The 13,095-nt window shown below is 70.4% G+C and carries 7 protein-coding genes; 6 read left to right on the top strand and 1 reads right to left on the bottom strand.

Features of this window, described 5'->3' with window-relative positions:
• The 4 genes from nuoN to CQZ88_RS05120 all read left to right on the top strand — a co-directional run.
• Positions 1-1,134 (top strand): NADH-quinone oxidoreductase subunit NuoN (gene nuoN / locus CQZ88_RS05145; RefSeq protein WP_102799338.1); only part of this gene is annotated, 1,134 nt, incomplete at its 5' end.
• A 482-nt stretch (positions 1,135-1,616) separates the two neighbouring features.
• Entirely contained in the window at positions 1,617-3,194 is a 1,578-nt protein-coding gene (locus tag CQZ88_RS05135) for an alkaline phosphatase (protein ID WP_044475965.1), read from the top strand.
• 533 nt (positions 3,195-3,727) lie between these two features.
• Positions 3,728-4,009 (top strand): hypothetical protein, encoded by a 282-nt coding sequence (locus CQZ88_RS05125; RefSeq protein ID WP_043799581.1) that lies wholly within the window; start codon positions 3,728-3,730, stop codon positions 4,007-4,009.
• Positions 4,010-4,337: 328 nt separating this feature from the next.
• Positions 4,338-5,531: an adenylate/guanylate cyclase domain-containing protein gene (locus CQZ88_RS05120; RefSeq protein ID WP_102799335.1), complete on the top strand. Its 1,194-nt coding sequence runs from the start codon at positions 4,338-4,340 to the stop codon at positions 5,529-5,531.
• A 953-nt stretch (positions 5,532-6,484) separates the two neighbouring features.
• On the opposite strand, the gene CQZ88_RS05115 is transcribed toward CQZ88_RS05120, so the two are convergent.
• Positions 6,485-9,955, bottom strand: a complete 3,471-nt coding sequence (locus CQZ88_RS05115; protein WP_102799334.1) for a serine/threonine-protein kinase — start codon at positions 9,953-9,955, stop codon at positions 6,485-6,487.
• Positions 9,956-10,996: 1,041 nt separating this feature from the next.
• On the opposite strand from CQZ88_RS05115, the gene CQZ88_RS05110 reads away from it, so the two are divergent.
• Both CQZ88_RS05110 and CQZ88_RS05105 read left to right on the top strand, forming a co-directional pair.
• Positions 10,997-11,713 (top strand): hypothetical protein, encoded by a 717-nt coding sequence (locus CQZ88_RS05110; protein WP_006936541.1) that lies wholly within the window; start codon positions 10,997-10,999, stop codon positions 11,711-11,713.
• A complete protein-coding gene (locus CQZ88_RS05105) occupies positions 11,710-13,062 on the top strand; it encodes a nitroreductase/quinone reductase family protein (RefSeq protein ID WP_006936539.1) in 1,353 nt (450 codons plus the stop codon). The genes CQZ88_RS05110 and CQZ88_RS05105 overlap by 4 nt, the downstream gene beginning before the upstream one ends.
• Positions 13,063-13,095 lie beyond the last annotated feature (33 nt).

Genomic DNA, 13,095 nt, shown 5'->3' with positions numbered 1-13,095 from the left:
GTCTTCCCGTTGGTGCTGTTCGCGGTCGGCGGGATGCTGCTGTTCCCGGCCTCGAACGACCTGCTCACGATGTTCATCGCGCTCGAGGTCCTGTCGCTGCCCCTGTACCTGCTGTGCGGCCTGGCCCGGCGGCAGCGCCTGCTCTCGCAGGAATCGGCACTGAAGTACTTCCTGCTCGGCGCGTTCTCCTCGGCCTTCTTCCTCTTCGGCGTGGCGCTGCTGTACGGCTACGCGGGCACGGTCCGGTTGGCGGGCATCGCCGACGCCGTCGCGGGCCGCGCGGACGGGGACACACTGGCATTGATCGGCGCGGCGATGCTCGCGGTGGGCCTGCTGTTCAAGATCGGGGCGGTGCCGTTCCACTCGTGGATCCCCGACGTCTATCAGGGGGCGCCCACACCGATCACCGCCTTCATGGCGGCGGCCACCAAGGTCGCGGCGTTCGGCGCGATGCTGCGGGTGTTCTACGTGGCGCTGCCCGGGCTGCGCGACGACTGGCGTCCCCTGCTGTGGGGCGTCGCGATCCTGACGATGGTGGCGGGATCGGTGCTGGCCGTGACGCAGAACGACGTGAAGCGGATGCTGGCCTACTCGTCGGTCGCCCACGCCGGCTTCATCCTCACCGGCCTGATCGCCGCCGACCGGGCGGGGCTGGCGTCGACGATGTTCTACCTGTTCGCCTACGGATTCAGCACCCTCGGCGCGTTCGCCGTGGTGACCCTGGTCCGCGACGATCTCGGGGAGGCGACCCACATGTCCCGCTGGGCGGGGCTCGGCCGGCGCTCACCCCTCGTCGGCGCGGTCTTCGCCCTGTTCCTCCTCGCGTTCGCCGGCATCCCGCTCACGAGCGGGTTCGTCAGTAAGTTCGCCGTATTCGGGGCGGCGGCGGGCAGCGGAGCCGTTCCACTCGTGATCGTCGGCGTGGTCAGCAGCGCGATCGCGGCGTACTTCTACGTGCGCGTCATCGTGCTGATGTTCTTCGACGAGCCGGACCGCGACGCCCCGACGGTCGTGGTCCCCAGTGTGCTGACAACCGTCGCGGTCGCCGCCGGGGCGGTGATGACGGTGGTGCTCGGCGTCTTCCCGCAGCCGCTGCTCGATCTCGCGGATCGGGTCGCGGTGTTCCTCGGCTGACCGCCGCGTCACCCGGCGGTCGCGGCGCGGCGGCGTCCGGTTCCCGCCGACCGCGTCGATCAGGCCGTAGTCACGGGCCTGCTCGGCGGTCAGGATCCGGTGTGCGCGCATGTTCTCGGCGATCTCTTCCACGGGGCGCCGGCAGACGTCCGCGAGGTGTTGCTGCAGTGCCCGCAACTGCTGCCGGTCGGCCTCGACGTCGTGCGGCCACAGCTGCACCGGGTCGTCGCCGGAGGTGTCGAGCAGCGCGAGCGTGGTCGAGACGACCCGTCAGCCGGACGATCCGTCGGTCGCACAGCCGCTCGGCCAGCCAATCGGGGCCGGGGGCGACGAGCGACGTGTACTGCGCCGGTGCGGGGGCAGGCGGGTGAGGTTCGGGCTGCCAGGGCGGCACCGGCGGCCGAAGCGGGCCTGGAGCAGTCTCGATAGTGATGCACCCCGTCGTCCGGCTCGCTGACCGCAGCCGGGATATACCGTGGTGTATGTCCCTCTCCCGTCGGCAGGTGTTGCGAGTCGGTATGGCCGGAGCGGCTGCGGTGCTGGTGGGTACGTCGGGGGTGAGCAGCGCGCGCTTGCCGGCGCCGCGGTGGCGAGGAGATGACCCGTTCGTACTCGGTGTGGCATCGGGAGATCCGACACCGGACGGTGTCGTCCTGTGGACCCGTCTGGCACCGGACCCGCTTGCCCCCGGCGGGCGCGGCGGCATGGGGTGGGATCCGGTGACCGTCGAATACGAAGTCGCGCACGATGAGAGCTTCCGGCAGGTGGTGACGCGCGGTACGGCTGTCGCGACGCGCGAACTCGCCCACAGCGTGCACCCGGAGATCCACGGCTTGGAGCCCTCTCGCTGGTACTTCTACCGGTTTCGTGCCGGCTCGGCGATCTCTCCGGTGGGCCGGACCCGCACGGCCCCTGCTCCGGGACAACCCACCTCGCGGATGCGGTTTGCGTTCGCCTCCTGTCAATCGTGGAGTTCGGGGTTCTACACCGCATACGAGCACATGAGCGATGAGGACCTCGATTTGGTCGTCCATCTGGGCGACTACATCTACGAACGCGGGTGGAGGCGCGGCCGTGAGGGAATGTCGATGGGAGTGGACCGTGACGAAGCCGTCGATCTGCCCGGCTACCGGTTGCGCTACGCACAGTACAAAGCGGAGCAGCCGCTGCGGGACGCACATGCAGCTTTTCCCTGGATTGTGACCATGGACGATCACGAGGTCGACAACAACTGGGCCGCCGATGCGCCGGGACTGGGCATCGATATCTATCGCATCTCCGCGCTGTTCCGTCGGCGCCGAGCCGCTGCCTTCCAGGCGCTGTACGAGCATCAGCCGCTGCGACTCGCGCAGCGGCCCTCCGGGCCGGGGATGCGCCTGCACCGTCGCTATCGCTTCGGTGATCTCGCGCAGATCACCATGCTCGATACACGGCAATATCGGGACCGGCAGGCCTGCGGGGAGGACGTCACCGCGAACTGCGCCGACCGGCTCGACACCGACCGCACGATATTGGGTGCACCGCAACGGGACTGGCTGATCGATGGATTCATCGACTCGGCGGTCCGTTGGCAGATCATCGGCAATCAGGTGGCGATGGGCCAGACCGACAACGATCCCGGGCCGGAGACGGTCGTGTCGTCCGATTCCTGGGACGGGTACGTCGCCGATCGCAACACCGTCCTCGGCGCTGCGGCGGATCGCGGCGTCCGCAATCTGGTGGTGATCACCGGGGACCGTCACCAGAACATCGTCGCCGACTTGCGCCGGGACTACACCGATCCGGAATCACCGGTCGTTGCGGCGGAATTCTCGGGAACGTCGATCACCTCAGCTGGCGACGGCGCCGACATGAACGACACCGGGCGCCGCCTGCTGGCCGCCAACCCCGACATGAAGTTCTTCAACGCGCAGCGTGGATACGTGCGCGTCGACCTGGATCATCAGGTGTGGCGAAACGACTTCCGCGTCGTTCCCTATGTCCGGCGCCCGGGCGCGCCCATCCACACCCGTGCCAGCTTTGTTGTCGAGGATCAGAAGCCCCGTGTCACCGAGGCCTGACGGGGTTCAGCACTGATCCTCGGCCGGTCGGCGGCGGGCCCCTTTCGTCGCCCGCACTTCTGTCGCCTGCACGTTCGGTGACGTAGGTTCGAGTCATGGCCGGGTCATCTGTCCCGACGACCGCGGAATCGACCACAGCGACCGGTTGCCGAGGAGTTTCGAGTGGAGCGACTCCGCAGGCACCTGACTCCCGGCGCTCTCGCCAAGGCGAGCGGCGTCAGCCACCACACGATCCTGCGCCTGGAACGAGGCGAAGGAATCACCGACATGGTGGATCTCGTCTGTATCGGCCTGGTGTTGGAGGTGCAGGCAACGGATCTGTTGAGGCGCTCTCGCGGAGGCGCGCCTGGCGGGGTACTTCACTGCCGAAGCGGAGTAGACCGCTCGCGGAATCGGTCCCCCTCGAGCAACTGCGGGCGATGTGCACCGACGCCGACGGCGGTGCCCAGCTTCGAGGCGTGACTACAGGGACTTGCGGGGCGGATAATTGCGGCAGGTGAAATCGGTGCTGAGCCGAGTCGAGGGCGGTCGGCATGGATTGGCAACAACGCTGGGCGGTCGAGGGTGTGCAGACAGGAATTCTCATCGTGCGATCCCTGGTCGCAGAGGCGCTCGACGAGGTCCCCGCCGGAGTCGCACTGCGCGATGTTGCGTTGCCCGAGGACCTTCGGTGCCGCTACGAGCAGGCCCGCCTGTTGCTCGCCCGGGCGGTGACCGAGGCCCGGGCGATCGGTGTGGTCGTTCCCCCGGCCGCCGAACTCGACCCGGACAGGCTTTTTCGGGGGTTGCGGCCGTGTGAGTCGGGGAGGAATTAGAGCACCGGCCGTCGGCCGGAGCCGGCAGCGCGAGCGATCGCGTCCTCCGGCGGTGCGGTGCCCCGGATTCTCGGTGCGCTCGCCCACGGCGTTCAGGCACGGCTCGTCGACGTCGAGGCGACCGCCCTGATCGACCGACCGGGTTCTGTGTGCTGCATGTGAGGCACCGGTACCGAGTGCTGATCCTGAAGGGCATCCGGGTCACCCCGAGGTACCGAGCGACGTTTGCGGCAGCAGTGGCCATGTCCGACGCCGGTCGTTTCGACGTCGTCGTCATGGACGCGAGACTCCTGGGACAGGAGGCGGCGCGAGCCGGGACAATCCAGAAGTGCTCCTTTCGTTGGCGAGGCGTCTGCTGTCCGCGCCGTCCCGGCTGTGCCGCCGACGTCGCGTTCGTGAGTTCGCGGCGGCCGGCTTGCTGGACGGGCTGGGGGGAGTAGCCAGAGCACGCCGCATCCGCGTCCTGCTGCACCTCGCCGACCATGGCGCAAACGTGGCAGCGCTGACCGAGGCCACCCGGCGAGGCCAGCTGGGATATCTGCTGTTCGACGATGCGTTGACTCCCCGCGGGGTCACCTACACGATCGAACAGATCTCGGGGCGGACCGGCCTCTCCAGGTCGGATGTGGAGCGGTGGTTTCGCTCGATGGGCCGTGGGGTGTCGACCGCGGGGGCGGCGGACTACAGCGAGGACGACCTGCGTCTGGCCCGGCTGTTGGCCGAGTACCGCGCTCTCGGCGGCGCGGACGCCGACCTGTTCGCGTTCGCCCGGATTGTGGGCAGAAATACCGCGACCCTCGCCGGCGCGACCGTGTCCTTGATTCAGCGGCAGCTCGATGCCGACGCCGATCACCCCGAGATGGCACTGCGCTATGCCCGTGAGCTGCGACGGTTCGCGGAGTTTCAATCCCGCTTGCTCGGTCGCGCCGTCACCACGCGCCTTCGGCAGTATCTGCGTCAGCAGATCCACGCCGACACGGTCGATCACCGTGATCCCGGGGCACACGAGGTCGCGGTGTGCTTCGCCGATCTGGTCGGGTTCACCGGTCTCGGGGAGCAACTGTCGCCATCGGAGCTCGGCGAGTTGGCCGATCGACTCGATGCTCTGACCACGGATGTGGTGGCCCCGCCGGTGCGGTTCGTGAAGACCGTCGGGGACGCGGTGCTGCTGCTGTCCCCGGACCCGACGAGTCTGGTCACGGTGGTGCTGGAGCTCCTTGCTGCCGCGCACCGGCAGGGTCTTCCGCCGCTGCATGCCGGGATCGCATGGGGCACTGCCGTGCGCAGTGCCGGTGATTGGATCGGTCGACCGCTCAACCGGGCGAGCCGCATCGCTTCGATCGCCAAACCACTCGAGGTGCTTGTCGACGTCGCGGCGATGCGTCGGCTGGACAGCGCGGCAGTGGCCGCGGAGCCGGCGGGCAGGTACACGCTGAAAGGCTTCGCCGGCGAGCATGAGCTTTATCGGGTCCATGCGGTCCGAAGGTCACCGAGCGAGACGGGACTCGAGCACTCCCCGTAGCGGCTCCTCCCGATAGAGGATCGGGTGGTGAGTTGCGCCCGCGGTTGGAGCAATCCCGCGGCCGCCCGCGAAGTCGGAGTTCCCCGGTCATCCGGCAATAATTGGGCCGCGGCTGCAGCAGGTCTGAGCCGCAGAGTTTTTTCTGTAGGTGGACTGCGCCGGTGAGGGGAGCGGCGTGGACAAGTCGGCTCGGACGGGATCGTGTGTAGTTCCTCGACAATCCACCGATTCCAGGCGACCGGTGCGCCGGCTCCGCATCCGTGGTGGACGGAGTCTGCGGCTTCCCTGCGCGCACCACCACCCGGTACCGGCGCTGCGCCAGATGCGCGTCGACCGTGGGGCTGTCCGAATCGGGTCCGACGGTCTCGCAGAGGTGTTCGAGCGCGTCGACGGCGGTGATGCCGCAGGCCTGGCGTGCGGCGCGCTCGGCGGCCTGTGCCGGAAGCGAGAACACGGCGCGGCCCCGCAGGTGGGCAGGGCCAGGGTGCCGGCCGGATACGCGTCGACGAGGTCGTCGGCGCTGTCGGTGCCCAGCCGGCCGAAGTACAGCCCTTCCGGCAGGACCACCATGGTGGCCGCGAAGCGATCCCCGCCCACGTGGAGGGCGACGGATGAGCAGGGCCCGGACGTGGCCGTGCGCTGCGCCCCGGCATCGGTGACCGCATCGGGCAGAACGCCGGAATTCGGATTCGGCCACTGCGGCGGTTTACCTCGAACAACGCACCGTGACGGAGAGCGTCAGGAACGCTTCATCCTCTCGCACACCCGATCGTCGGCCGAACACCCCGCGCGGCAGATTCTGACCAACGCATCGACCAGTCTGGCGGGTGGCGCGACGAGGCCGGGCGTTGGTCCGCAGGTTCGCGCCCTCCCGCGGTCGGAGTGGGGCCGCGGGATGCGGGTGGATGCGCCGCTGAGGTTGTGGACGATGCGATGAGCGCATGGGCGGGGCATCACGGTTCTGTCGGGGTGACCGCGTCCCAGAATCGGTCGGGCACCGCGGGCCACTCGTCTCGCCACCGCCCGGCCTCCCAGTCCGCGCGCAGATCCGCGAGCAGCGCCACCAGGTGCGGCCCGCCGTCGAGCAGGTAGCGCACGATGCCGAGCGTGGCGCATTGCGCGGTGATCGTCGCGAGCAACTCTTTGGCCTCGTCGGCGCGGTCGGCCGCGGCGAGGGTGTCGACCAGCAGCCGCCGTGCCTGCAGTAGCGCCCGCGGCCGGCCGGCGTCTGCGAGTATGTCCACCCATTCCTGCGCCCAGGTGCAGGCCAACTCCGTCGACGCCGGTGTGTCGTCGTCGAGCAGTGCCCAGATGGCGACGGTCTCGTCGAGTTGGGCGGTGATCGCGTCGACCCCGTGCACCGGCCGGCGCCGCTCCGGATAGGCGATCGGGGGGCGCGGGGGAATGCCGGCGGTCGGGGGCAGTCGCAACCGTACGCGTTCCTCCTCGATCCGGGCCCGCAGCCTGGGCAACGTCAGCGTGTGCGCGGCCCGAGCGCCCGCATCCAGGCGCTGCGCGGCCGCCGCGCGATCGCCCCGCACCGCCTTGATCCGGGCGCCGATCGCGTACCGGGCCACCTTGAAGTCCACGGCACCGCCCTCGTAGCCGAGCAGGTAGGCCTCGTCGAGGAGTCGTTCCGCCTCGTCGAGGCGGTCCTGCTCGTACAGCAGCTCGCCGAGCAGTGACGCCGCGAGTCGGGCGGCGAGAGAGTGCCCGTCGCCCCGGCTGCGGGATACCCGCAGACCCTGCCGGAACCGCTCCTCGGCGGTGGCGATGTCGAGTCGTTCGTGCGCGGCGAGGCCGAGGCAGCAATAGCTGTGCATGTGGGCGTATGGCCCGTGGTTGCGGGCGTGGTATGGCGCGGCCCACTCCTGAAGCCGCTCCGTCGCGTCGAAATCGAACCGGTAGATCGCGGCCATGCTGGCGAGGTTCGCGGCCGCGGACACTACCCAGGGTGAGAGCGAGTCGGCCCGGGCCAGGCTGGGGCGGACCAGCTCGTCGATGGTGTCGAAGCGGTCGCACCGGGCCGCTACGACGGCACGCACCACCCCGACTTCGGCTCGCAGGTCCTCGGTCTCGTCGGCGGTGAGAGGCGCGGTGGTGAGGAGGGATTCGACGGCCTCGAGGGCCTGTTCGGCGGGGCGAACGCGGTTCAACAGGATCGTGGTCCATGCCACCATCAGTTGCAAGCGGGGGCGGTTGGACAGCACCGCCGGGGGTAGCTTGTCGAGAAGCGCCAGCGTGGACGTCACCTGGGAGTGCTCGAGCAGGCTCGCGCCGTGCCGTTCGACCAGGTCGACGGCCATCTCCTGATCCCCCGCGGCCTGGGCGTGGGTCACCGCGTCGCGGATGATCGCGTGCTCGGCGAACCATTGGGCCGCGGTGCGGTGCAGCTGCGTCACACGTTCGGGGGTCTCGCGTTCGATTCGGCGTTGCAGGAACTCTCGGAACAGGTGGTGGTAGCGAAACCAGGTGCGGTCCTCGTCCATCCGGCGCAGGAACAGGCCGCGGTCCTCGATCTCCTCGAGCAACGACTGGCATCGAGTCGTTCCGGTGAGCACGGTTGCCAGCTCTGCAGAGACGTATTCGCAGATGCAGGTGGCGAGCAGGAACTCGAGAATTCGGGGTTCGAGGGTGTCGAGGACGTTCTCGGCGAGGTATTCCCCGATGACATGGTGGCGGCCGGTGATTCCGCGGATCAGCCCTGCCGGATCGTCGCTGTCGCGCAGCGACAGCGAAACCAGCTGCAGCGCGGCCACCCAGCCGCCGGTGGCGCGGGTCAGTGCGTCGACGTCGTTGTCGGTCAGGCGGAGTCCGGCCAGCTCGACCAGCAGCCGTCGTACCTCCGGAGGGTCGAACCGCAGGGTGGCCGCGTCCACCTCGATCAGCTCGGCGCGCAGCCGCATGCGGCTCAGCGGCAGTCCGGTGCGCGCCTGGCTGGTCACGATGATCTGCAGGTGATTGAAGTCGGCGTTGTCCAACAGGTACGCCATCGCAGCGATGGTCGCGGAGTCGGAGACTCGGTGCCAGTCGTCGATGATCAGAGCGACGTGCTCCTCGGACTCCTGGATTTCGTTGATCAACGCGGTGAGCACATACTGCGTGGCGTCGTCGCCGTACTCCTCGAGGACCGCGCCGAGATCCTGGGCCAGGGCCGGCCGCACCTGTCGGAGGGATTCGAGCAGATGCGCCAGAAGCCGCACGGCCCCGTTGTCGTCACTGTCGACGGACAGCCAGGCCACCTGGACGCCGTTGTCGGCCAGTTCGCGCGACCATTGTGCGGCCAGGGTGGTCTTGCCGAAGCCCGGCGGGGCGGTGATGGCCGTCAGGATGCGCCGCCCACCCACACGCAGCAGCCGCAGCAGGCGCTCGCGGACCACCAGGGGGCGGGTCGCCGTCGGTGGGCGCAGCCGCGTGGCAGGCACCGGTGGGGTCAGCCGGCCGGATCCGGTCCGCCGCCGGCGGCCGGTGCCGGTCGTGGCGCGGGGGTGCGCGGCGCCGAGGTCGGTGGGCTCGCTGGCATCGGGCACCGGTAGCTCGTCCACCGGCAGCCCGTGGTGTTCCTCGACCGCACGCAACTGCTCGCCGAATGCGGCGGCGGTGCCGGTGCGTGAGGTCGGATCCCGGTCCATCGCGCGCTCGAGCATCTCGCCGACATCATCCGGGATGCCGGTGCCGCCGTGCAGGTCAGGTGCCGGCCCGCGGGTGATCCGTAGGAACTGCGCGACCACGGATTCGCCGCGGCGCCTCTCGTACGCCGCGTGCCCGGTGATGGCACAGAACAAAGTCGCGCCGAGCCCGTACACGTCCGCCGAGCGGGAGGGGGATTGTCCGGCGAGCACCTCCGGGGCGGTGAACGCCGGAGATCCCGTGACCGCGCCGGCGGCGGTCTCGAAAGCCCCGGCGACCCGAGCGATTCCGAAGTCGGTCAGCTGCGGCTCACCATAGTCGGTGAGCAGGATGTTCGCCGGTTTCACGTCCCGGTGCAGCATGCCCATGCGGTGCGCGGTCTCCAACGCGCCGGCGATCTTGACGCCGATCCCGAGTGCGTCCTCCCACCGCAGTGGGCCCTGCTCCCGGATCCGGGCCTCGAGCGAGTTGCGGCGGTGGTACTCCATCACGATGTACGGCTGACCGGATGCGGTGGCGCCGACCTCGTGGACGGTGACGATATTCGGGTGGCCGGACAGCCGCCCCATTGCGCGCTGCTCACGCAGGAAGCGTTCGAGGTTGTCGGGGTCCGGTTCCGAGGTCAGCACCTTGATCGCCACGGTGCGGTCCAGGGCGGGCTGCCGACACCGGTAGACGACGCCGAAACCACCCCGGCCGATCTCGTGCACGTCCTCGAACCCGGCCGCGACAAGTTCGGCCACGATGCGCGGCGGGGTCTCCCGCTGCGTCGCCAGCGGATCGCTCTCGGCCATCGGCTGCCTCACTCATAGCCGGGGTTGGTCGAATGCCCTGATCATATCCCCGTGGGATCGGAGGCGGGGCGATCGAACGGACGACCAGCGGCCTGTCCATCGAGGGAGCGGGCATTGTCGGCGGGCACCCACGCCTGGGGTCGCATGTTCCCCGAGAACCATTGTGCGGCAGCAGAACCCGACTCGTCGACCTACGCGTCCGCGTCGCGGCGGCGTCGGCCGCGACGCCGAAGTCGGCTGTCGGCCGGTTGTCGGCCCCGGTTGGCCATTCGCCGATACGCGTGACGCACCGCCTTCTCAGCGGACGCTCAGCGAGCGGTTGGCCGCGCGGCGGCGACGTCGGTGTGTTGGCCGCACCCCAGAGCTGGAGCTGGTACGAGGGGCCTCGTCTGTCGCCAGGATTCGGCGCGGAACGGGTCCTCGAGGATGATCGGGTAGCCGGGGACAAGACTGTTCACCTCGTCTTGGCCGGCGATGGTGTATCCGGCAGTTCGGGGCCGGCGGGGACCGGGTCCGGGCGTCGGGCGGGTTTGACGCCGCTCGAGGCTCGGAGGGCACCGTGCAGCGTCACCCGCAGCGGATTCTGGGCGGCGTGTGCGAGGAGGGTGTGGAACTCGACGTCGAACCTCAATGGCTCTTTCGATGAGAGCGATTCGCTTCCCCGACCTGCCGTCGACCTCCCTGACCACGCTGCAGGAACTGGACTTTCACCCACCGCGGCAGTCATGACCGCGCCTGCGCACACCGCACTCCCGCGGTGGAAGGCGGGACCGGCCCGCAGCTGGGCGGCGTTCCCGCTCGCCGCCTGTAGTGGCGGTTTCTGGGGTCGTGTGGCTTCTTCGGCAGATCGGCACGAGATCTCGTGCCGATCTGCCGCAATGCGCACCTACAGTGGGTGCACCCACCGCAACCGCGGTCGGAGAAGGGCGCCGTGCACACCTTCGAGGATCCGAGGTGAGAGATGACTGCATCCGAAGCCGGTTCCGCGGAATACGTAGTCGAGTCGACCGGCGCCCCCGTGACCGCCCCGGGGTGATTCGGGTGACCACCGCAGAGAACGCCGAGTCCGGCGGCAGCCGGCAGCAGGTCCGGCCGGGTGCCGCCACCGGGACCGTGGTCGCCGTGTTCGGGGCGCTGGCCGCCCTGGCCGGCATCGAGCACGGGGTCGGGGAGATGCTTCAGGGCTCGGGCCCACCGCCGGGGTGGGTGATCCGGTCCTGGCCCGAGCACGCGGCGTTCGAGGCCCTCGGCGGCGAGCCCGCCCTGACCGTGCTCCCCGACCTGCTGGTCTCCGGGGTCGTCACCGTGGTGGTGGCGACCGCGCTGGGTGCCTGGGCGATCGTCGGCGTGCACCGCCGGCACGCAGGGCCGCTGCTGCTCGGGCTGTCGTTGCTGCTGTTGGCCGTGGGCGGCGGGTTCGGGCCGCCCCTGCTGGGCATCGTCTTGGGCTTGGGCGCAGCCTGGCCGGCCGTATCCCCGCAGCACTTCGGCGCAGCCAGGCGCTCCCTGGCGCGGATGTGGCCGTGGGCGCTGGGAGCCGGCGTGGTCGGCTACCTGGGATTGGTCCCGGGCACTCTGGTGATGCACGCGGTGTGGGGTTCGACGAGTCCTGCCGGGGTGTACGGGCTGATGGTGCTGGCCTTCGGCGGGGTGATCCTGGCGCTGCCTGCGGCCCGGGCCCGCGACCGGCTCGAGGCCGGGCGCGGCGTCGCGCACGCGCAACCCGGCAGCGGCCACCGCAGCAGGGGCACCCGATGACCTTCCGTGCCCGACCGCACCAGATCGCCCCCGGCGTCCACCTGCTCCGGGCCGGCCGGAGCGCCGCCGCCTCCAACGTCTACCTGATCGCGTCGGGGTCGACGTGGGTGTTGGTGGACGCGGCCTGGGCCGGCAGCGCCGAGACCATCACCGCGGCGGCGGAGTCGCTGTTCGGCACGGGCACGAAGCCGGCGGCGATTCTGCTGACCCACCTCCACCCGGATCACTCCGGGGCCGCCGGGGCCCTGGCCCGGACCTGGGGGGTGCCGGTGTACGTCCACCCCGCTGAGCTGCCGATGGCCCCGGGCCGGTACCTGCCGGAGTACACGATGCCGCTGGACCGGTGGGTGGTGATCCCGCTGATGCGGCTGCTGCCCCGGCGGACTCGGGCCCGGATCGAACAGGCGGGCAGCCTCACCGACGTGGTGCGTCCGCTGGGGCCGGGCGGCGTGGTGCCGGCGCTGCCCGACTGGCAATGGGTGCACACCCCCGGGCACACCCCGGGTCACGTGGCCTACCTGCGACGCAGCGACGGCGTGCTGATCGCCGGGGACGCCGCGGTGACCGTGGACCTGAACTCGGTCCTCGGGACGCTGACCGGCCGGCGGCGGCTCGCCGGACCACCCCGGTACACCACCTGGGACCAGCCGGCGGCGGTGCGGTCCGTCGCTGCCCTGGCGGCGCTGGAGCCGCGGGTGCTCGCTCCCGGGCACGGGCTGCCGCTGGCCACCGCAGCGGCCGAGGCACTGCACCACCTGGCCCGGAAACTGGACCGGCCTCGGGCCGGTCGGCTGCGCCGGGGGCTGCGCACGCTCCGGGTCGCTGTGGCCGCACCCCGGTACGGCGGAGCGGGCCGGTATCGGCCCCCACCGCTGGTGTACGCCCGGCTGCAGTGGCTGGGTCACGCGTTGACCCGGCTGCGGCTCAGCCCGCGATATGTCGTGACGCTCGAGGTTCCCGGGCGCCGCTCCGGTGTCGTGCGCCGGACCAACCTGGTGCTGCTGGACCACGACGGCGAGCAGTACCTGCTGTCGCTGGCCGGGCAGTCCCAGTGGGCCCGCAACGTGGGGGCCGCCGGCGGGCGCGCGATGCTGGCCCGCGGCCGCCGACGCAGGGCTGTCACGTTGGTCGAGGTGCCGGTCGCCGACCGGGCCGGCCTCCTCCGCGCCTACTTGCTGCGGGGCGGACGGCAACCCGGCAACCGACGGATCGCCCGGGAGGCGGACATGTACTTCGGCCTGGCCGGTGCACCCACCCTGGAAGAGTTGGCGGCTGTGGCACCGCGCTACCCGGTGTTCCGGGTCACCGACAGCGGACAGCCGGCCCACCAGACGAGAGCACCGCGATGACCGTCACCCGAAGAGCGGCCCCGCCCGGTACTG

Origin of the sequence: Rhodococcus sp. ENV425, from assembly GCF_002887785.1 — a bacterium.
Taxonomy (GTDB): domain Bacteria; phylum Actinomycetota; class Actinomycetes; order Mycobacteriales; family Mycobacteriaceae; genus Rhodococcus; species Rhodococcus aetherivorans.
This window is presented reverse-complemented; position numbering and strand designations above follow the sequence as displayed.

Coding starts and splice junctions, on each gene's coding strand:
- CQZ88_RS05135 (WP_044475965.1), top strand. CDS start 1,617: ATGTCCCTCTCCCGTCGGCAGGTGTTGCGAGTCGGTATGGCCGGAGCG.
- CQZ88_RS05115 (WP_102799334.1), bottom strand. CDS start 9,955: ATGGCCGAGAGCGATCCGCTGGCGACGCAGCGGGAGACCCCGCCGCGC.
- CQZ88_RS05125 (WP_043799581.1), top strand. CDS start 3,728: ATGGATTGGCAACAACGCTGGGCGGTCGAGGGTGTGCAGACAGGAATT.
- CQZ88_RS05105 (WP_006936539.1), top strand. CDS start 11,710: ATGACCTTCCGTGCCCGACCGCACCAGATCGCCCCCGGCGTCCACCTG.